Annotated in this window: 21 protein-coding genes; 10 read left to right on the top strand and 11 right to left on the bottom strand. The window is 43.2% G+C overall.

The genetic code is table 11. The features are described from left to right. Positions 1-95 precede the first annotated feature (95 nt). Complete coding sequence (locus AACW06_RS07360) at positions 96-659, top strand: LysM-like peptidoglycan-binding domain-containing protein (protein ID WP_053309504.1); 564 nt, start codon at positions 96-98, stop codon at positions 657-659. A 30-nt stretch (positions 660-689) separates the two neighbouring features. Here AACW06_RS07360 and AACW06_RS07365 read toward each other — a convergent pair whose 3' ends face one another. Then, a complete protein-coding gene (locus tag AACW06_RS07365) occupies positions 690-1,142 on the bottom strand; it encodes a GNAT family N-acetyltransferase (RefSeq protein WP_053309503.1) in 453 nt (150 codons plus the stop codon). Between the two features lie 177 nt (positions 1,143-1,319). Here AACW06_RS07365 and dbpA point away from each other — a divergent pair, with 177 nt between their 5' ends. Then, positions 1,320-2,705, top strand: a complete 1,386-nt coding sequence (gene dbpA / locus AACW06_RS07370) for an ATP-dependent RNA helicase DbpA (RefSeq protein ID WP_192074575.1) — start codon at positions 1,320-1,322, stop codon at positions 2,703-2,705. A 26-nt stretch (positions 2,706-2,731) separates the two neighbouring features. Here the strand turns inward: dbpA and AACW06_RS07375 are convergent, their stop codons facing one another. Both AACW06_RS07375 and cpdB read right to left on the bottom strand, forming a co-directional pair. After that, the gene (locus AACW06_RS07375) at positions 2,732-3,310 is read right to left on the bottom strand and encodes a Crp/Fnr family transcriptional regulator (protein WP_192074576.1); all 579 of its coding nucleotides are present in this window, start codon (positions 3,308-3,310) and stop codon (positions 2,732-2,734) included. Between the two features lie 114 nt (positions 3,311-3,424). Next, complete coding sequence (gene cpdB / locus AACW06_RS07380) at positions 3,425-5,386, bottom strand: 2',3'-cyclic-nucleotide 2'-phosphodiesterase (RefSeq protein WP_192074577.1); 1,962 nt, start codon at positions 5,384-5,386, stop codon at positions 3,425-3,427. A 286-nt stretch (positions 5,387-5,672) separates the two neighbouring features. Between cpdB and cobA the strand changes: the two genes are divergently transcribed. The 5 genes from cobA (at position 5,673) to cysC (ending at position 11,432) form a co-directional block, all read left to right on the top strand. Then, entirely contained in the window at positions 5,673-6,569 is an 897-nt protein-coding gene (gene cobA, locus AACW06_RS07385) for a uroporphyrinogen-III C-methyltransferase (RefSeq protein WP_192074578.1), read from the top strand. A gap of 98 nt (positions 6,570-6,667) precedes the next feature. Further along, complete coding sequence (gene cysD / locus AACW06_RS07390; RefSeq protein WP_238336655.1) at positions 6,668-7,576, top strand: sulfate adenylyltransferase subunit CysD; 909 nt, start codon at positions 6,668-6,670, stop codon at positions 7,574-7,576. Between the two features lie 17 nt (positions 7,577-7,593). Beyond that, positions 7,594-9,021, top strand: a complete 1,428-nt coding sequence (gene cysN / locus AACW06_RS07395; RefSeq protein ID WP_192074580.1) for a sulfate adenylyltransferase subunit CysN — start codon at positions 7,594-7,596, stop codon at positions 9,019-9,021. 47 nt (positions 9,022-9,068) lie between these two features. Further along, the gene (locus AACW06_RS07400) at positions 9,069-10,793 is read left to right on the top strand and encodes an SLC13 family permease (RefSeq protein WP_192074581.1); all 1,725 of its coding nucleotides are present in this window, start codon (positions 9,069-9,071) and stop codon (positions 10,791-10,793) included. A gap of 21 nt (positions 10,794-10,814) precedes the next feature. Further along, the gene (gene cysC, locus AACW06_RS07405; RefSeq protein ID WP_192074582.1) at positions 10,815-11,432 is read left to right on the top strand and encodes an adenylyl-sulfate kinase; all 618 of its coding nucleotides are present in this window, start codon (positions 10,815-10,817) and stop codon (positions 11,430-11,432) included. A gap of 79 nt (positions 11,433-11,511) precedes the next feature. Here cysC and AACW06_RS07410 read toward each other — a convergent pair whose 3' ends face one another. From AACW06_RS07410 to msrA, 8 genes are all read right to left on the bottom strand, one after another. Continuing rightward, positions 11,512-12,411 (bottom strand): TIGR03899 family protein, encoded by a 900-nt coding sequence (locus AACW06_RS07410; protein WP_192074583.1) that lies wholly within the window; start codon positions 12,409-12,411, stop codon positions 11,512-11,514. Between the two features lie 296 nt (positions 12,412-12,707). Next, positions 12,708-13,208, bottom strand: coding sequence for a DUF3299 domain-containing protein (locus tag AACW06_RS07415; RefSeq protein ID WP_192074584.1), 501 nt, complete (start codon positions 13,206-13,208; stop codon positions 12,708-12,710). A 9-nt stretch (positions 13,209-13,217) separates the two neighbouring features. Next, positions 13,218-14,477: an ABC transporter permease gene (locus AACW06_RS07420; protein ID WP_192074585.1), complete on the bottom strand. Its 1,260-nt coding sequence runs from the start codon at positions 14,475-14,477 to the stop codon at positions 13,218-13,220. After that, positions 14,474-15,190: an ABC transporter ATP-binding protein gene (locus AACW06_RS07425; protein ID WP_192074586.1), complete on the bottom strand. Its 717-nt coding sequence runs from the start codon at positions 15,188-15,190 to the stop codon at positions 14,474-14,476. The genes AACW06_RS07420 and AACW06_RS07425 overlap by 4 nt, the downstream gene beginning before the upstream one ends. Positions 15,191-15,252: 62 nt before the next feature. Continuing rightward, the gene (gene zrgA, locus AACW06_RS07430) at positions 15,253-15,864 is read right to left on the bottom strand and encodes a zinc uptake protein ZrgA (protein ID WP_192074587.1); all 612 of its coding nucleotides are present in this window, start codon (positions 15,862-15,864) and stop codon (positions 15,253-15,255) included. Positions 15,865-15,939: 75 nt separating this feature from the next. Next, the gene (locus AACW06_RS07435; RefSeq protein ID WP_172531850.1) at positions 15,940-16,233 is read right to left on the bottom strand and encodes a DUF2607 family protein; all 294 of its coding nucleotides are present in this window, start codon (positions 16,231-16,233) and stop codon (positions 15,940-15,942) included. 132 nt (positions 16,234-16,365) lie between these two features. Then, positions 16,366-16,917, bottom strand: a complete 552-nt coding sequence (locus AACW06_RS07440; RefSeq protein WP_192074588.1) for a YtfJ family protein — start codon at positions 16,915-16,917, stop codon at positions 16,366-16,368. Between the two features lie 114 nt (positions 16,918-17,031). Then, positions 17,032-17,670, bottom strand: coding sequence for a peptide-methionine (S)-S-oxide reductase MsrA (gene msrA / locus AACW06_RS07445; RefSeq protein ID WP_192074589.1), 639 nt, complete (start codon positions 17,668-17,670; stop codon positions 17,032-17,034). 166 nt (positions 17,671-17,836) lie between these two features. Between msrA and tamA the strand changes: the two genes are divergently transcribed. The 3 genes from tamA to AACW06_RS07460 all read left to right on the top strand — a co-directional run bounded on the left by tamA (position 17,837) and on the right by AACW06_RS07460 (position 23,734). Next, positions 17,837-19,549 carry an autotransporter assembly complex protein TamA gene (tamA, locus tag AACW06_RS07450; RefSeq protein WP_192074590.1) on the top strand — a complete coding sequence of 571 codons (1,713 nt, stop codon included), beginning with the start codon at positions 17,837-17,839 and terminating at the stop codon, positions 19,547-19,549. Further along, on the top strand, positions 19,546-23,301 hold the full coding sequence (gene tamB, locus AACW06_RS07455; RefSeq protein ID WP_192074591.1) for an autotransporter assembly complex protein TamB: 3,756 nt from the start codon (positions 19,546-19,548) through the stop codon (positions 23,299-23,301). The genes tamA and tamB overlap by 4 nt, the downstream gene beginning before the upstream one ends. An 85-nt stretch (positions 23,302-23,386) precedes the next feature. Continuing rightward, complete coding sequence (locus tag AACW06_RS07460; RefSeq protein WP_053309485.1) at positions 23,387-23,734, top strand: gamma-glutamylcyclotransferase family protein; 348 nt, start codon at positions 23,387-23,389, stop codon at positions 23,732-23,734. Positions 23,735-23,775 lie beyond the last annotated feature (41 nt).

The following is a 23,775-nucleotide window of genomic DNA, read 5'->3' on the forward strand; positions in this document are numbered from 1 at the left end:
TTTGTGTCAACGTTTACGATATCACGCGTATAGCTCTATACTGTTCGTTCTTGAGTTTTTATACTGTAGGTTGAAATTAAAGGAGACGGATAGAGATGAATCGTCGTTATAAAAAGAAACCGCAAACAGATTATTTAGCTCTTATCCAACAAAAGTGGCACTCATTTGAATGGCGGATATGGGGAGGGCGTGTACGTACCTATTGGCAAGCTTTACCTAAATTGCATCGACGAGCTTTAGCTGTATTAACGCCTGTTGTTGTGCTGCTGTTGATCATTCCTATGCCAAGTAGTGAATCATTAAAAGCACCAAAGAAGAGCAATGAACGGGTAAATATTAATATTGATACCACAGGTTTGAGCCAACAAAAAAGTGCTCAACAATCTTCTTTGAAATCAGAAAATTGGCAAGAATACACTGTTAAAAGTGGTGATACTTTATCGCAAGTTTTCCGTGCCAATGATTTACCGATGTCCGATCTCAATGCGTTGGTCAAGATTGAAGGTGGTGATAAACCACTTAGTCAGATAACGCAAGGACAGCTTGTTCGTTTTAAACTCGCCGCCAATGGCCAACTTGATATCCTTCAGCTTGAAAAGAATAACCAGTCAGTGATGTTTTTTAGGCTCTCTGATGGTGGGTTTGGCCGCAGTAAATAAATGATGGCGTAGTGGTGATGTTCATACTCGTTATCGAGACAGCTTCATATCAATATGCGGGATATCATCTTCTAGATACATATCAGATGTTTGATCAAATCCATAGGATTGGTAAAACTTAGCTAAATACTGCTGGGCACCAATTTCAATATCTTGGTTTGGCCATAATGCTTGGCAATTATCTAACGCTTGTTGGAGCAGTTGGTGGCCGAGTCCTGTTCCTCTTGCTTCTGCTTTTGTCGCCACGCGTCCAATACTGACACTGGGGTAGCTAATACCCGCGGGCAATAATCTTGCACATGCAACGATCTGTTGTTGTTGATAACCGATTAAATGGAAGACACCCGCTTGAGTATCTTTATCGTCCAGCTCTGGATATGGACAATTTTGCTCAACCACAAAAACATTTACTCTTAGTTTGAGCAAATCGTAGAGTTGTTGGGTGGTTAGTTGTGAAAAGGAAAGACATTGCCAGGTGATCATTTGTAGACTCCTCGGTTTATTAATATCTGCAATGTAGCAAGCTTAAGTGCATGATTCATTAACAAAGGTTAAGTTAAGTTGAGTAACTTGTGTGATGCTCGGCAAAGATTCGCTAGCCACAAGAGGTTAAATAACGATAATAGGCGTTTAATTTTCGTCTAACCAAAGGACGTCCCCTTGAGCAATACCACTTTTTCGGCTGTTAGTTTAAAGCCAGAACTTCTTTCAAACCTCGACACATTGGGTTATACCAAGATGACGCCGATTCAGGCGCTAAGCTTGCCAACCATTTTGGCGGGTAAGGACGTGATTGGCCAAGGAAAAACCGGCTCAGGTAAAACCGCGGCTTTTGGTTTGGGCGTCTTGTCTAATTTGAATGTAAAACGCTTTCGCGTGCAGTCGCTCGTGCTATGCCCAACTCGTGAGCTGGCTGATCAGGTGGCGACTGAAATCCGTACTTTAGGCCGAGCGATTCATAACATCAAGGTACTCACTTTATGTGGTGGTATGCCGATGGGACCACAAATTGGCTCCCTAGAGCATGGTGCACATATTTTAGTTGGTACACCTGGTCGTATTTTGGATCACCTTGAAAAAGGGCGTATCGACCTATCTGAGCTCAATACCCTGGTGCTGGATGAAGCGGATAGAATGCTCGAAATGGGTTTCCAAGACGCGCTAGATGCGATCATTCGTGAAACTCCTGCTTCACGCCAAACGTTGCTATTTAGTGCAACATTCCCTGCCCAAATTAAGCAGATTGCTCAGCGTATTATGCGTGAACCTGAAATGGTTAAAGTTGAATCGACGCACGATACGTCCAGCATTCAACAATATTTTTATAAAGTCGACGGGACAGAAGCTCGCGACCAAGCACTCGAGTTACTGCTTTTGCATCATCAGCCAGAATCTGCAGTTGTGTTCTGTAATACAAAGAAAGAAGTGCAAAACGTTGCTGATGAACTACATCATAAAGGTTTTAGCGTGATTGAACTGCATGGTGATTTAGAGCAGCGCGACCGCGATCAAGCGTTAGTTCAATTCGCTAACAAGAGTATCTCTATTCTGGTGGCGACGGATGTGGCCGCGCGTGGTTTAGACGTAGATAACTTAGATGCAGTATTCAACTTTGAGCTTTCACGTGATCCTGAAGTGCACGTACACCGTATTGGTCGTACTGGCCGAGCGGGTAGCAAAGGTTTAGCGTTCAGCTTCTTTAGTGATAATGAAATGCATCGTGTCGCCATGATTGATGAATACATGGACATGCCTATTGAGCCGGCGAAACTACCAGATTCAAGTGCGATGAATCGACAGCCATATCAAGCTAATATGGTGACGATTCAGATTGATGGCGGCAAAAAGCAGAAAGTACGTCCAGGCGATATTTTGGGTGCTTTAACCAGTGATGGTGGTATTGATGGCCAATATGTTGGCAAGATTAACCTATTTGCGATGCGTGCTTATGTGGCCGTACATAAGTCAGTTGCTAAAAAAGCATTGAAAAAGATGGAGTCTGGCAAGATGAAAGGTCGCCAATTCCGAGCGCGTTTACTTAAGTAGCCAAGTTAGGTTTAATTGAGCCAGCGCTAATTTGCGCTGGCTTTTGCGTTTATGCGTGCTTTGATTCTGCTAAGGCTGATGGGGGTAATACCAAGATAAGCCGCAATATGTTGTTCATTAATACGCTCACATAGCTCAGGAAAGTGTTGGCACAACAGTTGATAACGCTGTTGTGGCGAATGCAGCAGCATGAACCGTTCTTTGTTTTCTTTATACCTCAATTGTGTTTCCAACAGCTTAAGATAAATGGGATGAGCATTGTCACGCCATTTCTGCAATGTCTGCATCGGAATACAGAACAGCTGTACCGGAGTGAGTGTCTCTAATAAATAAGAGGAGGGTTGATGATTGATCAAACTCTCGAATCCTATCACCCAGTCTTTCTCCCAATAAAATTCTTTGCTGAATTGTTTGCCTTGTTCAGTGAGATAGCAGGCATGACAAACACCTTGTAGTACAAAGTAGAATTCGTCAGCATATTCGCCTTGATTGACTAGTATATGTCGTGTTGGTAGCTCTAATGGTTTGGCAATAGTGAGTAAGTGTTCGATATCATCTTGCGCAAAACCGTGGCGGAATAACTGCTGGTAAAAATCGACATCCATTTCATGATGAGCCTTCTTGTTGATAGAGCTTCTATCTTACCTTGATTTTAGTGAGTAATAAAAAACGCAGCCAATGGCTGCGTTTGAAGATAAATAATCTGGATATTGAATCAGTTATTTCGTTAGGTCAATTTTATAAACCGCGAAGCCAACATCGTCAGTGGCGACTTTGGTCATTGGATACAGCCCTTTGTCCTTGATAAATTGTGCCGCTTTGTCACTTGGTGATGTTTCAAAGCGAATATCCAATGCTGTATCGGTTTTTATCGGTGCAAATGCCCAGTTATTGTCAGCGCTTGGGTTCACTAGTCCTTTTTCTTGGCTCACGCGAGAAATATAGTTTGCAACAACAGTGCGGTTTTCATCAGGTGAATCAAAAGCGATGAACTCTGTACCAGTTCCTGCAAACTTATTGCTGTAAGCGCGGTAGTTATTGGTGGCCACAATAAAGGTTTGCTTCATATCGATAGGCTTACCTTGGTAAGTCAAACCGACAATACGTTCTGCGCCTTCATGTTGAACTTTACAATCACCATCGTATTTTGCTGGTTGAGTTACGTCGATCTGATAGTTCACACCATCCATCACATCGAAGTTGTAAGTGCGAAAGCCATCCCAATCAATTAACTGCTGAGGTGCTGTGCTGTTGATATCAATTTGTTTAAATTGGCCTGCGCTGCACTCTAACCACTCTTTCACTTCGTGACCTGTCATTTTGAGTGCAACTAGCGTGTTTGGATAGAGATATAAGTCAGCAGCATTACGGAACGTCAGTTGACCTGCTTCGACTTCGGTAAAGTTAGAAGGGTCATTTTTGCGACCACCTGCTTTAAATGGAGCCGCAGCAGAAAGCACTGGTAAGCCATCAAGGCTAGGATCACCTTGAATAAAGCGTTCGACATAATCTTTCTGAGCGAGGTTAACGATTTGCACCGTTGGGTCGTCTTGTACTAATGCTAAGAAGCTGTACATCACGTCATTCGCTTTACCAATCGGTTGGTTAACAAATTCACGAGTACCTTTGTGATCATCTTGCAATGCTTTTACGATGCCAGCATCGGCTTCAGCCAGTGATGTTTTGTTAGCTTTGTCGAAAATAGGACGAGCTTGTGATTGGCCGTCTACCACACTCCACTTACCATCTTTACTTTCTAAAGTTAGGTCCATAACGCCAACATGGCTACCCCAGCGTCCGGGCATTACCGCGGTTATGCCATTAATAGTGCCTTTTTCAACATCCGCTCCCGGTAATTTTGCAAAATCTTTGCTTGGGAAAACCGCATGTGAGTGACCAAAAGCGATGGCATCAATGCCTTTTACTTGTGTGAGGTAATAAACCGAGTTTTCTGCCCCTGTTTTGTGCGGGTCAGATGATACGCCTGAGTGTGGAATAGCCACAATCACATCCGCGCCTTCTTGTTTCATTTGTGGGATCAACTGCTCAGCGGTTTCTTTGATATCTTTGGCTACCACTTGTCCTTCAAGGTTTTTCTTATCCCACACCATAATTTGTGGTGGTACAAAACCGATATAACCAACTTTAATTTGATGAGCGTTACCGTCGGTATCTTTAAAAGTGTGTGTCTTAATTAGGTATGGTTTGAAGTAGTGCTTACCGGTTTTTTGATCGTAAACGTTTGCGTTTACATAAGGGAAATCAGCGTCATTGATGGTTTCTGCTAAGAAAGATAAACCGTAGTTAAATTCATGGTTACCAATGTTACCTACATCATAACCGAGCTGATTCATGGCTTTATAGACAGGATGGACTTCGCCAGCTTTGATTCCTTTGGCTGCCATGTAATCGCCCATTGGGCTACCTTGAATTAAGTCACCATTGTCCACTAATACGCTGTTTTGAACTTCATTACGAGCTTGTTTGACCAGGGTGGCAGCGCGAGATAATCCGATTTGGTTGGATGGCTTATCTTTGTAATAGTCGTAATCCATCACATTGGTATGGATGTCAGTTGTTTCGACAATACGAAGCTTAATTGTGTCAGCCATTGCGGGGCCAGCCATGGTCAACATACCGCCAAGAACGGCTATTGATAGAGGTTTCACTGCCACTTTCATTGTGTACTCCATTATATAGGGGAAATAAATAACTGGTGTAATGTATCAAAAGCTCATGAAACAATGATTTCAATGAGGATTAATTTGTGATGTTAAGCGTTAACTTGGTGGCATTCTGTAGCCAAGATCCCAACAATCATGACTTTTCATCAAAAATAAGTGATTTCATTGTGATAGCTAATTAATCCCTTATCAGCTTTTGATATAAAAAATGAAATTTTAGAATTTCAGGTAATATAAAGACCTCGCCATAATGCCTCTATAAATTTAGTTATGGATGACGATAATGATAGGTAAGGACACAATTTCTCAGCTTCCGGTAAAAGGGCCACGCCTCGTTGCTGTGAATGCTCAAACCCTAGTTCCTAGCACGCCATCGTACGTAAAAAGCCAACTTGCTTCAGGCGAAGTAGCACTAATTGGTGCAGGTCCTGGTGATCCTGAATTATTAACTTTAAAAGCGTTGAGTTTTCTGCAGCAGGCCGATGTGGTGCTTTATGATTACTTGGTTTCAGATGAAATCATGTCTTTGGTATCCAGTGAAACCATTTTGGTTTGTGTTGGTAAAAGAGCCGGTCATCACAGTGTTCCGCAACACAAAACCAATCAGCTATTGGTCGATTTTGCCAAGCAAGGTCATAAAGTAGTGCGCATTAAAGGTGGTGATCCTTTTATTTTTGGGCGCGGTGGTGAAGAGCTGGAAGTCTTGTTCGATGCCGGAGTTAAGTTTCAGGTGATCCCTGGTATTACTGCAGCCGCTGGCGCGACGGCTTATGCTGGCATCCCATTAACTCATCGAGATTATGCTCAATCAGCCTTATTCGTTACTGGTCATTTAAAAGCTGAAAACGATGATATGGATTGGTCAACGCTAGCCCGTGGTAATCAAACCTTGGTGATTTATATGGGGTTGATGAAGTCGAGTTATATCCAAGATCAGTTGATTGAGCATGGCCGCCAAGTAACCACACCGATCGCCATCATTGAACGCGGTACTCAGCGAACACAGCAAGTTTTCAAAGGTCAACTTAGCGATTTATCTCAATTGGCAGCAAAAGCACAAGCGCCTTCCTTAATTGTGGTTGGTGAAGTCGTTGCGTTGTCTGACAAGCTGCATTGGTTTGGTGAGCCTGCATTTCAGTACGGCCAAGCGATTGAGACCACTCACATCAATTACGCCTAATTCTAATCATAAGGGCACAGTAACGCTCTGAAAATACGATCGTATCAATGACTCTCATTGCAACACGCTCGCACAGCGAGCCAAAAGGAAGCATGAAGATGGACCAACAACGCTTAACCCATTTACAGCAGCTCGAAGCGGAAAGTATTCACATTATTCGTGAAGTGGCGGCTGAATTTGATAACCCAGTAATGATGTACTCGATCGGTAAAGATTCATCCGTCATGTTGCATCTAGCACGTAAAGCCTTTTACCCAGGAAAAATTCCGTTTCCTTTGCTGCATGTCGATACTGACTGGAAGTTTCGCGAGATGATTGAATTTCGTGATCGCGCAGCACAAAAGTATGGTTTTGAACTACTGGTGCACAAAAACCCAGAAGGTCTGGCCATGGGTTGTAGTCCATTTGTTCATGGCTCTTCAAAACACACCGATATCATGAAAACTCAAGGGCTTAAGCAAGCGCTGAATAAGTACGGTTTTGATGCTGCTTTTGGTGGTGCTCGTCGTGATGAAGAGAAATCTCGTGCCAAAGAGCGGGTCTATTCATTTCGAGATAAAAACCACACGTGGGATCCTAAAAACCAACGTCCAGAATTATGGAAGACCTATAACGGCCAAGTAAACAAGGGCGAAAGCATTCGCGTATTTCCTTTATCGAACTGGACTGAACTTGATATTTGGCAATACATCTACCTAGAAAATATTGAAATTGTTCCGCTGTATCTGTCTGAAATTCGTCCTGTGGTCGAGCGTGATGGCATGTTGATCATGGTTGATGATAACCGTATGAAACTTGAGCCGGGTGAAAAGGTTGAATACAAAAGTGTTCGCTTCCGCACTCTCGGTTGTTACCCGCTGACTGGCGCTGTTGAATCCAAAGCGAATACCTTGCCCGGTATTATTGAAGAGATGCTCGTTGCCACATCAAGTGAACGACAAGGCCGTGCGATCGACCACGATCAGTCGGGATCGATGGAATTGAAAAAACGCCAAGGTTATTTCTAAGGATCTAAGGAAAGATTATGAATAGTGCAGTTCAAGCTCAACTTTCTGAGCTAGGTATTGAAGGTTACCTCACTCAACACCAACACAAATCGCTACTTAGATTCCTCACATGTGGTTCGGTAGATGATGGAAAAAGTACCTTAATTGGTCGTCTGCTTCATGATTCAAAGCAGATTTATGAAGATCAATTAGCCGCAGTGCATTCCGATAGTCAGCGTGTTGGTACGACTGGCGAACGTCCTGATTTGGCGCTGCTGGTGGATGGTTTGCAAGCCGAACGTGAACAAGGCATCACGATTGATGTCGCGTACCGTTATTTCTCAACTCAAAAACGAAAATTCATCATTGCCGATACTCCTGGGCATGAGCAATACACGCGCAATATGGCCACTGGAGCTTCAACGTGTGATCTTGCGGTGATTCTGATTGATGCCCGTAAAGGGATTTTAGATCAAACACGTCGCCATTCATTCATCTCCAACTTATTGGGCCTGAAGCATTTTGTCGTCGCGGTCAATAAAATGGACTTGGTTGATTATGCACAAGAGCGTTTTGAGCAAATTCGCCAAGATTATTTGGAGTTTTCCAAACACCTGCAAGGTGAGATTGATATTCAGATCATCCCGATTTCAGCATTAGAAGGCGATAACGTGGTCGAGGAGAGTCAGTTTATGGACTGGTATCAAGGACCATCTCTACTTGAGTTACTTGAAGATGTCGATGTTGATCAAGAGAAAGGTGCGGGCGAATTTCGTTTTCCAGTGCAGTACGTCAACCGCCCGAATCTCGACTTTCGAGGCTTTGCGGGCACGATAGCATCAGGTCGCATCAACGTCGGTGATTCAATCAAAGCATTGCCATCGGGTAAACAATCGACCATTGCCCGCATTGTCACTTTCGATGGTGATCTAGAACAAGCGCAGACAGGTCAAGCGGTTACCTTGACACTGACAGATGAAATCGACATTAGTCGTGGTGACTTAATTGTCCTTGAAGGGGCGAATGTTGAGTCAACTAACCACCTATTGGCAGATGTGGTGTGGATGACTGAGCAACCACTTCAGGCGGGTCGCGAGTACAACATCAAAATTGCAGGTAAGAAAACGGTTGGTCAAGTAAAGGCTATTCGTCATCAATATGACATCAATAACCTTTCGACCTATCAAAGTGATGAGCTGCCGCTCAATGGTATTGGGTTGTGCGAATGGTCATTGAATGAGTCGATTGCTCTCGACAAGTACTTAGACAGCGCCAATACCGGCGGTTTTATCATTATTGATCGTCTTACTAACGTAACAGTTGGAGCTGGTTTAGTGCGTGATAGCCTACAAAACTTAGCGCGCGATGAAAACCATCATTCTGCTTTCGAAATTGAATTAAATGCTCTGATCCGCAAGCATTTCCCACATTGGGACGCAAAAGATCTCAGTCAATTATTAAAGTAGTCATTGTTGTGAGAGTGAGTGATCGCTCTCTTATTGAGGGATGAGTTATGTGGGAACAAGGATTGGTGTTAGCAATTTTGCTCGGCATTATTACTTGCTTGCTTGCAACTCGTATTAAGCCTAGTTTCATTTTTGCGGGTGCCGCTTTTGTAGCGTTTATGGCAGGAATGATCGAGCTAAAAAGTGTTGCGGCAAACTTCACTAACTCATCACTATTAACGTTAATTCTTCTGGTGCTGGCTTCGGCTGCTTTAGAGAAAACACGTTTGATCAGTTGGGTGAGCCGTAGTATTTCCGAAGGTACACTTGGGTCTGTGGTAGCTAAATTAGGCTTATCAACGGCGCTGCTATCATCATTTACCAACAATACTGCTGTCGTGGTGTCATTGATTGGCGCAGTTAAGCGTAATCAACAACATGCGCCTTCTAAGTTATTGATCCCACTTTCTTATGCGGCCATTTTTGGTGGCACATTAACTCTGATAGGAACGTCAACCAACCTCATTATTAACAGCTTTGTGGAAGATGCTGGCTTGCCGAGTTTGGGATTTTTTGCGCCGACGATGATTGGACTTGCGGTCTTATTCGGTTGTGTTTTGATCTTAATTCCGCTCAGTTATTTTTTACCGAATTACGATGATCAAAGCCAAGAGGATTTACCTTATTTCTTAGAAGCTAGAGTCGAAGCTGGATCACCGCTGGTGGGGCGGAGTATCAGTGAAAATAATTTACGAGCACTGCGTAAACTGTTTTTAGCTGAAGTGATCCGCAATGGTGAAACCGTCGCATCGGTAGATCCTGATTTTATACTGCAAGCCAAAGATCGCCTGCTGTTTTGTGGTGATATTGAAAGTGTTTCAACTCTGCAAGAGATCCAAGGTTTAACGTTGTTTGGACAACATCATTTAAACGGCCAAAGCTTTGTTGAAGTGGTGGTGAGCTCATCAGCCAGTTTTTGTAATAAAACACTTAAATCAAGCCAATTTCGTGAGCGATTTGATGCGGTTGTGGTCGCGATTCGTCGTGGTCATGAACGTTTAGAAGGTGGGCTTGGTAATATAATTTTAACCGCTGGTGATACCTTAGTATTGGTTCCTGGTAAGCGTTTTGATGCTGAACGTCGAGCACATCGCCGCGAGTTTGTACTGATCAATGATTTGGATTCTAGCGCCAAGCTTGATAGCCATAAATCCAGTTTAGTGTTGATAGGGTTTGTTGCTGTGATTGCCGCTTCGCTATTGGGGCTCATTCCTATCATCAAAGGCTTATTGGGCTATCTATTGGTGATGTTGATTTGTGGCATTGTACAAATCAACGAACTACGTCGCCGTTTCCCGATTGATATTGTGGTGATCGTTGGTTCAGCTTTATCCATTGCACAACTGATGATCTCATCCGGTCTTTCTGCTCGGATGGGGCAAATGTTCATCGAAGCGTTTAATGGATGGGGGGTATTTGGTGCTTTAGTGGCGACCTATTTTGTCACCTTAGTGCTCACTGAACTAGTGACTAACAACGCAGCCGCCGCACTGGCCTTTCCTATTGGTTACAGCATGGCGATTGGCTATGGCGTTGACCCGATGCCATTTATTATGGCAGTGCTGTTTGGTGCCAGTGCCAGCTTTATTTCCCCTTATGGTTATCAAACCAATTTACTGGTTTACAGCGTAGGAAATTATAAATTGAGCGATTACATACGAATCGGAGTGCCAATTTCGTTGGTGTATTCAGCTTTGGTGTTGACACTTATTCCTCAATTTTTTCCATTTTGATGTATAAAAAAGGACTTCGTTATGAGTACCGCTTCTGCCAATAAAGATGAAAATATCGTCTGGCATCAACACAGTATTGATAAACAATTTCGTGCCAAATTAAAACAGCAACAACCAGCTGTGCTGTGGTTTACCGGACTTTCTGGTGCTGGTAAATCGACGATTGCAGGAGCATTAGAGCTGCGTTTAGCACAATTGGGTTTTCATACCTATTTATTGGATGGTGACAACGTTCGTCATGGTTTGTGTAGTGATCTGGGTTTTTCCGACCAAGATCGCCGTGAGAATATCCGCCGCATTGGTGAGTTGGCAAAATTAATGGCTGATGCAGGGTTGATTGTGCTGTCTGCTTTTATTTCACCGCACCGAGCAGAGCGTCAGTTAGTGCGCGATTTATTGCCACAGGGCGAGTTTATTGAAGTGTTCGTCAATACTGATTTAGATATCTGCGAGCAGCGTGATCCTAAAGGGCTATATAAAAAAGCTCGTGCTGGAGAAATTGCCAATTTCACGGGAATCGATTCTGAATATGAACAACCGTTAAACCCGGAAATAGACCTTCCGGCTGGTGAAAAGCCGATTGATGAACTGGTCGATCTTTGTCTGCAAGCACTGAAACAGCGTGCGATCATCGCGTAAAATTACGATACTAAATCGTCCAAAGGGCTCTGATGAGCCCTTTTGCTATTGTATTAACTATATTAACGACGTCGAGTGCTTACACTGCGTGATGAAATGAATTACTGGCCGCTTCGGTTTGCACGGTGAATTTTTGGCTTAATACGGCAACCATTTGATCGTAATACTGCATATTGGGTTTATTACCGAGTAGCTTGCACAGCTCGTTACCCGTTGGACTAAAGCGGTAATAGAGTAAGCGAACCCCTTTGCTTATCGATTGCAAAGACAAGTTTTTACCTTGATAGGTCAGCAATAGCGCAGGTTCTAGTTCAATTTCGCCTGATTCTAGTTCGGTTGCATGCAACAGACCCAACTCAATTAACACTAATAGGCTCGAGTAGGGAAGTTGGAAGCTCCCCATATTGATGGTAAAGGTGGTATTGCGTTTACCTAAACTAAAAATCCCATTTGATGCTCGAACTCCAACCAACAGTTTTCGGCTATTATCGCTCCCAAAACTGCATGCTAATGATGATGCTCTTTGGAGGATTTGCGCCTCTTTTGGGGTCATATCTTGTAGAACTTGCAATGCTTTCAATGATGTCGAACCTGGGTTGGTCACTTCACGCTTAAGTACTTGCGCCCAAAGTCGCTGCATGGAGGAATTATGGATGTCTTGCGCCATATCAAAAAAACGATGCAACCAGTCTTGGTCTGGATCGCCAGCCGTTTCATCTTTGCATGAAACATGAGCGAGTTTGAGGATCTGTTCGAGGTTTTTTTGTCTCTGTTCTTTGCGCTGACGCTCTCTAAACAGGGCGCGGTCGAGTGGGGTTTTCTGTGGTGGTTCGTTTTGCAGTAATGCATCAAGACCATGGCACTGTGCAATATTCAAAATGCGGCTGGCGCTGTCTTTGATATAACTCGATTTTTTTTCGTGGCTTTGGTTTGAGTTTGTTTGATGCTCAATCACGATAGGTTTACTGGTATCTACCATTCACATTTCCGATTCAATCGCTCGTTTCATCTATAAATCAAAATGTAACGTGTAACTCATTTCGCATCTAGAAAAAACAGTTGTTCTAGATCATAAATTTGAGCTATCGTCATTGATAATAATTTGTTAAAATTGTTATCAATGTTCGAGGGGTGTTTATGAGGCGTTGGAAAGAAAATAAACTAAAAAAGCTCCTATCGATAGCCTTACTCTTTTTGGTATATATTGCTTTGTTAGTGTATCTCTACAAATATATAGCGTAGCTCAGACGAATCGATAGGTTGCTGCTTTGTTAATTACATATCATCATATTCTTCAATAGCGGTTCCTTCGATCACATAAGCGGTCTCAGCCAATTCGTGACTGACACTTTCTGTTTTCAATGTACCGACGACATAAATCACATCCCATAGCTGTTGAATGGGCGCACCTTTGGGAAATTTCACATAAATAATTTGGTTTGGTGGTGGTGGTGGTACGTGTATACAAGCGCCAAAATATGGAACCAGTAGAAATTCGGTCACCATGTTAGCATCGCCCTCTAATGGAATCACAAACCCCGGAATTTTGACTTTACTACCGTTTAGCTCACTTCTCACACCTCCAACCTTAGACTGTTCCGCTGTCATATCACCATTATGGCTTAAGGCAGGCATGCCTTCGGGTGTGAATTGGTTACGCTCGTTTTGTGGAATGAGATCAATCCAATCTAGCTTTAACACATCTTCGTTACTTTGTGCGTAAAATGGCAACAAGCCGGACAGCAATAAGGTGCCGATAAGTAGTAGTTTCTTCATCAATAAATCCTAAATTCGGATGGTCATACCATCACTGAGTGATTGTCGATATGCGCGCAATGCAGGAATGAAACCAATGATCACACCGGCGAGTTGTACATAAGCTAATAGTTGCCACTCGTAGCGACTAATAGCACTTAAGGTAATTTGGATGCCATATTGTTGAGCAATAAATGGTTGAGCAATAGCGAGTAAAGCATATAGACCGATAAGCCCAACGACGATTCCCATAAAAGTGAGTGTCGTGGCCTCACTGATGAGCAGGGCAAAAATATGTTTAGGTTGAGCACCCATTGCTCGTAGTATGGCCATTTCACGACGCCTTTCTTGCAAGCTGGTTAATAAACTACTGAGCATGCCCAGTAAACCTGCGGCCACTACAAAAATGGAAACCGCCATTAATGCTTGTTCAGCGACGGACATCATGCTCCACAATTCTTGCAAGGCAACGCCCGGCATAATTGCGCTGAGAGGTTCTTGGCGATAATTATTAATTTCACGCTGTAGGGCAAACGTCTGAATTCTTGATTTTAGCCCGACCAACATGGCGGTGATCTGCTTTGGTTGAAAATTGTACTGGGCTAATTGCTCTTGCGATGGTGTATTGCCTAAATGTGCACCAGATTCCCAGCCAACGTGAATCGCTTCAATCGCTTCAAGTGATACATGTACGGTTTTATCAACTGGTGTGCCAGTAGGAGCTAAAATGCCTACAACTTTGAATGGTAAGTTGTCATGGCGACTAAACCCAACATCGCTGATGCCATGAGCGATAATGATATCGCTACCAATGTGATATCCAAGCGTTTTGGCGACATCTGAACCTAATACTGTTTCAAATAATCCATTAAACTCAGTTCCTTGAGAAAAAGTAAGTGGTTGCTTACTTCCATATTTAAAATTCTCAAAATAACTGTGGTTCGTGCCCATCACCCGAAAACCCTTGTGCGAGTCTCCTAATGAAATAGGGATTGCCCATTTCACCGCGCGGTGCTGGCTAAAATCTTGGTAGCTTTTCCAGTCGATATTATTGGTAGCATTACCAATGCGAAATACAGAATAGAGCAGCAAGTTAACTTGTCCTGAACGGCCGCCGACGATTAAATCAGTTCCTGAAATGGTGTTGGCAAAGCTACTTTTGGCTTGAGTGCGGATCCGTTCTACACCCATCAGCAAAATGACGGAAATGGCTACAGTCAGTATCGATAGTATGGCTGTTGTTTTACGGTTTAGGACACTTTTCCAAGCAAGGTTAGCAATCACATTCATGCGAATTCTCCTGCTTGGTTTAATTGTGGTAAGTGAATACTTCGGTCAAATAGATTTTCTAGTGTTGGGTCATGGCTGACAAAAACCAAGGTGGCCCCTGCGTGGTCCGCTTCTTCGAGTAGCAGTTCAATAAAGGCTAAGCGATTATCGTGATCGAGAGCTGAGGTTGGCTCGTCGGCAATGATCAATTGTGGCTCGCCGATGAGTGCTCGAGCGGCAGCTACGCGCTGCTGTTGGCCAATACTTAATTCAATAACTGGTTTAGTAAATAGCGATTCAGCTAAGTGCAGCCTAGTGAGCAGTTGTTTGGCTTTTTCGGCCATATCTCCCTCGACCTGCTGTTTACGTATGGCTGAAAACTGACAAGGTAATATCACGTTTTCAATAACCGACAAGTAAGGCAATAAATTAAATTGTTGGAAGATATAACCGATATGGTCGGCTCTAAATTTATCTCGTTGACGGGATGTTAGTGCTGAAAGATCGGTACCTAAAATCGAAACTTGGCCATGTTGGGCTTGGTTGATGCCCGTTAACAGGCTGAGTAAGGTTGATTTTCCACAGCCACTAGGTCCTTTTATAAATAGATGCTCACCACGTTTAACCGAAAGCTGTTTGATGTTTAACGCTGATTGAGGGCTGTTGGGCCAACAAAATTCAACGTCATTCAATTCAATGACAGAGGCCAGCGATAGAATATGCAGATCACTCATGGTTGATTCCTGTAACAACAAAAGCGTTGGGTAAGTAAGTTCTTACCCAACGTTGTGATGGCTTAAAATGAAATACGCGTATTGTTCTCTTTCAATTCCAATGCAGATTGTGCTTTGTCTGTAAGCAGATTAGCACTGATCGACTTGGTATTTGGGAACAACTTAAACCATTGAGTATCAATTTGTTGTAATTGAGCAATGTCATCACAGTGATATTGGTATTGCACACTGAATGAACCATGGGCTGAGTGTTGATCATCGTGGTGATGCTCATCATGATCATGATGGATATCTTTATCATGATGGTCGTGGTCGTGGTGCTCATCACTACCTAAAGTGTGTGTAATATCACTTTGTTCTAGGTGGCAGTTCGCTGCGCTAGATAACTGGAAAATTGCCTTGGGTTGGTTGAACTGTTCAAGCACTTTATTCAGTGTTTGCTGTTGTTGATCATTTTCTGGGGCATGCTCAAAACCGACCACATCAGCGCCTGGCGCTGTAATCTCGATTAATAAATCTTGTCCATCTTGAGCAATATTAAATTCAACATGGCCGTGTACGTGTGCGTCATGTTGACGAAACTCTTCATTGGCGAGTACTGCCGTACTGATCATCAGGCTAGATGCGCTCATCGCAACGCCGATACATAAAGCTAGTTTGTGTTGCATTATCATTGGTTGGTTCCTTTTAAACATTAAAATATCCCTTAGCGCATGCGCCTTGGGTAATAATCATGGCTATGAAAATGTTTAAAATATCGGCGGAGAGCGCGCAAGATAAGCGTAATGGACAGAAGGACGACGCTGTATTCTTTCTACAGTAAAAGGAATCTCACTTCCAATCATCACCGGCAGCGTCGGCATCGCACAGCTTAGGCCATTTTGTAGACCTGCAAAATGCTGACAATGGTGCTGTGTATGATGGGATGGCGTGATGTCGAGGTAATGCTCAACATAAGCCGCATTCAGCCATAAGGTGAGTAACACTGCACATAGTGCAGTGAACTTTATGCTGGAATAGGAAAAACACGGACGATTGAGCATTAAATGAAGACAGTCGTGAAAATAACAATTGTTATAATATAACAATATAAAGAGAGCAAAGAATACTCTTTTTTATATTGGGTGAGAATATCTATCGATAGGCATCACCCAATCATGGTGAGTTTGCGAGCGCTATAAGTTCTGCTTGATTATGCCTAATACTGTTTGAATTTCATCTTCTGTAAGGACACCTTCTTTAACAAACAGCACCTTTCCTTGTTTATCTTGAACGATAATGGCTGAAGATTCGGCTTGTAAATCCCAAGTATTAGCAACATTTCCAGCCTCATCCAGGACCATTGAAGACCATGGGAACTCTTTTTTGCTGTCTTGAGCTGACGATTTCACAAAAGAGCTCGTCCCCCAGATAGCATCATCTTGGTTGATGATCGAGGTCGTTTGGTAATTTTCCTGTGGGTATCCGGCTGCAGTAATTGCAGCCATGAGCGGCGCGTTCATTTTTTTTGCACTGCTGCGCCCTGCAATAGCTTGAATTACGCGAACTTTACCTAGGAGCAGGTCACTGCTCCAAGCTTGGTATTCGGCTTTATCGCCTTGCAGGATGATTTCGCCATGTTTCGCAACCTCAACTTTAGGTACTGATTGACCCAAAGTGATATTGTGCGCTAAAGCGATTGTTGGAGAGCACGCCAATAGAATGGCGATAAGTGTTTTATTTTTCATTGTATTATTCCCTTTGATTGAGCAACAAAGGTATAGCACAGAATTATAGAAACAACGAAAATAGGCACTCACGGCATTAGGTAAAATGCCAAGAGAGCCTCATTTTAGTACAAGTTATTGATTGGATTGTGGTGGGAAGCAGATGCCTGTTCCGCCTAATCCACAGTAGCCGTTCGGGTTTTTAGCTAAATATTGTTGATGATATGTTTCCGCAAAATAGTAGTGACTCGCTGGTAGAATTTCGGTCGTGATGGCAGCTTTATCATGCTCAGATAAAGCTTGCTGATAGTTTGATTTTGACTGTTCAGCGATTCGTTGTTGTTCGTCGTTAAAGGTGTAAATAGCAGAGCGATATTGAGTGCCCTTGTCATTACCTTGCCGCATCCCTTGAGTTGGATCGTGTTTTTCCCAAAAATGACTGAGTAGTGTTGCTAATGGCAAGCGTTTTGGATCAAAGATAACGCGTACCACTTCTGTGTGTCCTGTTTTCCCGGTACAGACCTCTTCGTAGGTTGGGTTGGGCGTAAATCCCCCTGCATAACCAACAGAAGTCGATACAACGCCATCGAGTTGCCAATATAGGCGTTCTGCACCCCAGAAGCAGCCCATGCCAATGAGGATTTGTTGTTCATCATCTGTGGGCTGTGCATTTAATTTGCTGTTATTCACATAATGAGCAGCATCAATTTCCATTGTGGTACTACGTCCAGGTAGAGCTGTGTCAGCGTTGACCATAGCTTGCTTGTCAAACATAACCTTTCCTTTTATAAACTGATTGATACTTTATTTTTTTATTATTGAGCTATTTACTAAGATTAAGACTGGATAATTGACTGATTTCATACAGACGAAAGTTGCTATTGACGGTATGATTTCAACCTATTCAAGATCTGTTAACTCAACTGCGCCCTAATTAAGCATGAGACGAAAATCATTACCAGTGCTATTGACGATGTTACTGCTCTCTACTTCGGTTTATGCTGATGTGGATTTGGCCATCAATGGCTTGCAAAGAGAGCAAAAAACAAACGTTGATGGTTATCTATCGTCCATCCCACAAAGCGATTATTCGACAGACTTACGTTTTCAATCTCGTTTAGAAAAAAGCATCTCTGAGGCGTTGAGTGCTATAGGCTACTACCATCCTAAATTTGATTTTATCGTTGAGGCTAATGGCCAGAAGTTAGTGGTTAATGTTACTCCCGGTGAAGTGATGACAGTACAAGAGTTTGATGTTGTCATCAGTGGTGAGGCCGAATCTGATCGTGATTTTAGAGAGATAATTTCTAAAAATGTGCTGCAAGTTGGCGCGCCAATCAACCATGGTCAATACGATACACTGAAATCGAGCATTCGCAATTTGGCGTTGCAGAAAGGCTATTTTAACGGTGATTTTACACTCAGCCGATTGGAAGTTGCACCAGATCTGAACCAAGCATTTGTTCGCCTGCATTTCGACAGTGGGATACGTTATCATTTCGGTGCATCAACCATTACGGACAGTCAGATTAAAGAAGAGCGAGTTCGCTCACTGCAACCTTACGAGACTGGTGAACCTTATTTGGTGTCTAAGGTTGGTGTATACAACCAAAATCTCTCCAATACTGATTGGTTCTCTTCTGTATTTGTTGAGCCTGACTTAAGCCAATTAGGTAATGGGCGAGAGGTGCCAATGAAGGTGTCACTTGCTCCACAAGCTCGCAATAAAATTGAAACTGGTCTGGGTTATTCAACCGACGTTGGTGTGCGAGGTTCATTGAAATGGAATAAACCTTGGGTGAATAGTAGAGGTCATAGTTTTAATAGCAGTGTCTCGATTTCTGCGCCTGAGCAAACTATTACTGCCGGTTATAAAATCCCGTTAGAAGATGTGTTGCGTCAGTATTATCGCATTCAGTATGGAATGAAGAATGTCGATAGTCGTGATACTCAAAGTTTAGAATCCAATTTATCTGTTGAACGTCATTGGGAGCTAGATACTGGTTGGCATCGCACACTATTTGTCCGTTATTTGATGGAAAATTATGAACAAGGTTTGCAAAGCGATGTTGGTCATTTTGTATTGCCAGGTGTCACTTACACCCGTACCCGAGTGAGGGGAGGTTCGATGCCCATGTGGGGAGATAAGCAGAGTATCACCTTAGAATACGCAGACCCTAGTCTTGCATCGGAAACTCGAGTGGGTCGTGTTTTAGCTAGTACTGCTTGGCTGCGGGGTATTGGTCGGAACCATCGTGGTCTATTTCGTATCGATGGAGGAGCCAATATTACCGATGAGTTCGATAAGCTATCTCCTTCACTGCGTTTCTTTGCTGGTGGTGACAATAGTTTGCGTGGTTATGGCTATGAATCTATTTCACCCAAAGATGCAAGTGGTGCTTTAACTGGGGCCCAATATATTGCGACGACGTCATTGGAATATCAATATCGTGTGGTTGGAGATTGGTGGGGAGCTGCGTTTGTCGATTACGGCGATGCCTTTAATGATTCCCCTGAGTGGAAAACTGGCGTTGGTGTGGGTATTCGTTGGGCGTCACCTGTTGGCCCTGTTCGTCTAGATTTTGCTTGGGGGCTTGATTCGGCCCCAGGAGATGAATTTAAATTGCACTTTACGTTGGGGCCTGAATTATGACCAAGGCTATGTTGAAGATAACCAAGTGGATAGCTACGATTTTATCTGTCCTGCTGATGGTATTTCTCATTGCTATTATTGGCTTGTTGTTCACTAATGCAGGATTGAATGTACTGTTGTGGGGTGCGCAACAAGCCGTCCCTCAACTGCAAGTCTCTACTACGCAAGGTGCCTTATTTCCACGCTTTACTCTTAATCAAGTGACATTTATCGATGATGACTTACATCTTGATTTGAAAGCCAAAAGAGTAACGTTAGCCGTCAATGCTAATTGCTTATTCGATCCTGCATTGTGCGTGCAAGAACTTGCGGTCATAGGACTGGACTTTGCTATGCCAGAGTTACCACCAGAAAGTGATGAGACGCAAGTAGTCGAATCTGAGCCGGTAACCGCCATCTCTATTCCTGTGCCTATTACCATTGGGCGAGTAGTGTTAAACGATATTGAACTGGATATCTTGGGCAATAAAATAGCGTGGCAGAGCTTCTCGACCAACGCTTCTATGTTCGGTAATCGTTTAAAAATAGGTAAAACCAGTTGGAATGATATCCAACTATCATTAGCCCCAAATGAAGCTGAATCAGCAATGCCTACCGCGGCTGAGTCAGAGAGACAACCGATAGTGCTACCGGATGTGACGATCCCACTGCAAGTCGAGCTTATGCGTTTTGACATCAATAATTTCACTCTGCAACAAGCAGAACCTATTGTGGTCAATCATTTAGGTTTAGTGGCGAATGCCTATCAACATAACGTCTCATTAAAAGCGCTAGAGTTGGATATTCCACTGTTGGTGGCAAACCTAAAAGCAGATGTGAGATTACAAGGCGAGTACCCATTAAATTTATCGTTAAAAAGCACCATTAAAAAGGCTGAAGCTAATGGGCAGACTGTTGCGCTCGACGCCTTTGGTAGCGTTAATGATTTAACCCTTGATGCTAAGTTTGGTGGATTGGCGCAAGCGACGCTGCATGCACAATTATCGCCTTTAGATCCTGAACTCCCATTTGATATCGTGTTGGATGATGTACAGGCCCAATGGCCACTCATCGGGCAAGGTGACTATTTTATTTCTGTTCCAACACTGAAAACACAAGGCTCATTGCAAGGGTATAACCTAGCCTTGCAGACACAGCTTAAAGGTAAAGATCTACCCGATGTGTCGTTGGATGTGGCAGGAAAAGGGACGTTGGAACAGATTGCTCTTGAATCTTTGTTGGTTGAAACGTTAGGTGGCAGCGTACGTGGTCAAGCGATGGCCAATTGGCAAGCTCCAATCAATTGGCAAGCCGCATTAACCATGCAAGATATTCAGCCCGGTTTACAGTGGTCAGAAGCTGAAGGGGTGATCAGCGGTAAACTGGAAACAAGCGGCGAGTTAACTTCGCAAGGTGGGTGGAAGATCGCGTTACCGCTTTTAGATATTGATGGGACATTGCGTGATTATCCGCTCAATATTGAAGGTCAACTCGATGCCTCAGATCCTACTGGTAAAGGTGAATTTCAAGTATCGACAAGTGGTTTAACGCTCGCTCACGGTCCAAACCAAATAACGGCGAAAGGTGTACTGGATAAGAATTGGCGCATGGGGTTGTCTGTCGACTTCTCTGATTTAGCCAAAAGTGTTCCCGATCTTGCTGGTAAATTAATCGGTGATATTCAGTTAGGTGGCGATCTCAAACAGCCAAAAATCAAATTGAGATTAGATGCTGATTCTTTAGCGTGGCAAAAAGAAGCCACCTTGCAGCATGTGACTTTACAGGGGGATGTCATACCGCTACCAACGCCACAAGCCAAAATACGCTTACAAGCTAGTCAACTGGAATACCAACAACATAGTGTTGAAAGTCTGGATCTAAATTTTGCTGGGACTCAGCAGCAACATACACTGAGCTTAGATATGGTGTCAGATTTACTCTCAACTAGCTTAGCTATCAGTGGTGCTTTTGAAGATAAACCTGCCATGATATGGAAAGGTGCGCTAGATAGCGTGCAGTTTTCTACTCAGCAAGGGCCTTGGGAACTGAATCAAGTTACTCCAATCGTAGTTAATGTAGATAAACAACAAGCGACGATTGCGGCGCACTGTTGGTTACAAAATGATTCCTCTCTCTGCTTAGATAAAGAGGCGACAGTTGGTCAAAATGGTGCAGCGCAGCTTTCGATTAACCAGTTCGATTTCAAGCAAATTTCCATGTTTGTACCTGCTGAAACTGAAATCCAAGGGCTAGCGGATGCCAATATCACGGCTAAGTGGGCGGAAAATAGCGCTCCTCAAGCACAGGCCACACTGAATTTATCTAAAGGGCATGTCACACAGCACCTCGAACATCCGGTGACGCTTGGCTGGGAAAGTGTGTCGCTGGAAACGAATTTAGATCAAAACAAACTTTTGGCTCAATGGCTACTAGATGTTACAGATAATGGCGATATTTCTGGGCAGTTGACCGTTCCTAATGTCATAGCGAAAGACAAAACAATTGATGGAACTTTAAAACTCTCCACATTCAATCTTGATTTTCTTAAGCCAATTATCGGTGAGTACAGCCAAGTTAAATCAAACATTACCACCGATCTGACATTTAATGGGCCAATGTTACACCCTAAAGTGATCGGTAGCTTAGTTGTCGATGAGATGCTTATCAAGGGAGATATTTCTCCTGTAGATGTCAATTCGGGGCGTTTAGCGGTTGATTTCAATGGTTATCAAGCTGCACTAAACGCAGCAATTCAAACCCCCGATGGTGAACTTGATTTAGTGGGTGATGCAGACTGGCAACGTTTAGAAGATTGGCATGCCAATTTACGAGTATTTGCAGAGGAGTTGATGGTCGACTTACCGCCGATGGTCAAAATTAAAGTGGTTCCCGATATGACGATTAGCGTTAAGCCAAGTCTTGCGAAGATTACGGGGAATATCAATTTACCGTGGGGTCGAATTTTGGTTGAAGAGTTGCCGTCAAGTGCAGTCAGTGTCTCGAAAGATCAAGTCATTCTTGATGCCTCCTTACAGCCCATTGATGATTTTAACGCTATTCCGTTTAACATCGAAACTGATATTAATATCTCGATTGGTGATGATTTCAAACTCAACGCTTTTGGTTTACAAGGTGGCTTAATCGGTCGTCTGAATGTGACGCAAAAAGACAAAGGTCCATTCATCACTGGCGAGATAAATATCAAAGATGGTTCATATCGTTCATTTGGGCAGGATCTGGTTATTGAAGAAGGTAAGATCTTAATGAACGGCCCTGCTGACCAACCTTATGTGTCTATCAAAGCGATCCGTAACCCTGACAATACCGCCGATGATGTGATTGCTGGTGTTAAAGTAACAGGTCCTGCTGATGAGCCAGAAGTATCCATTTTCTCTGAACCTGCTATGCCACAAGCAAATGCTTTGTCTTATTTACTACGTGGACAAGACATCGACGGTGAAGCTGGTGGCAACGCAATGACGACTGCTTTGATTGGCTTGAGTTTAGCTAAAAGCGGTCGAGTCGTTGGCGAAATTGGTCAAGCATTTGGTGTACAAGATCTGCAATTAGATACCGCAGGAACAGGCGATGATTCACAAGTGACTGTCAGTGGTTATATTTTACCCGGCTTGCAAGTAAAATATGGAGTGGGCATTTTCAGCTCGGTTGGTGAATTTACGGTGCGTTACCGCTTGATGCAGGATCTTTACTTAGAAGCGGTCTCTGGCCTAGATAGTGCGGTTGATATTTTATATCAGTTTGAGTTTGACTAAGCCTGCTGAGTTCCGAGTTCTTCGGTATGGAAGTGCCGCGAGTTTTAGTCTGTTAGATAAATCTTAACTTACTAGGGAAAGTAAAATGCAGCATTTGGTCTTTGTATATGGCACGTTGCGCCAAGGTGAAAGCAATCATCATTTTTTGCAGTCTGGTCAAATGCTAGGATCCTTTATAACAGCATCTGAATATGCATTGTATGATTTAGGCGCGTATCCTGGTCTTATAAAAGGCCATCAATCGATTACTGGTGAAGTGTATATGATCGATGAAGCAACGCTCAAGCAGCTCGATATTTTAGAAGATGTTCCTGTGGAATATCGACGAGAAATGATTGACACCCCTTTTGGCCGTGCTTGGGTATATATCTATCAACAAGTCGGTGACTTAAATTCGCAGATTGATTCTGGGGATTGGTGTCAAAGAGTGTGAACTAATTGGTAAGTGAATCCGTATTATTATGGTGTCTGTGT

Origin of the sequence: Vibrio sp. S12_S33, from assembly GCF_963889785.1 — a bacterium.
GTDB classification, from domain to species: domain Bacteria; phylum Pseudomonadota; class Gammaproteobacteria; order Enterobacterales; family Vibrionaceae; genus Vibrio; species Vibrio aestuarianus.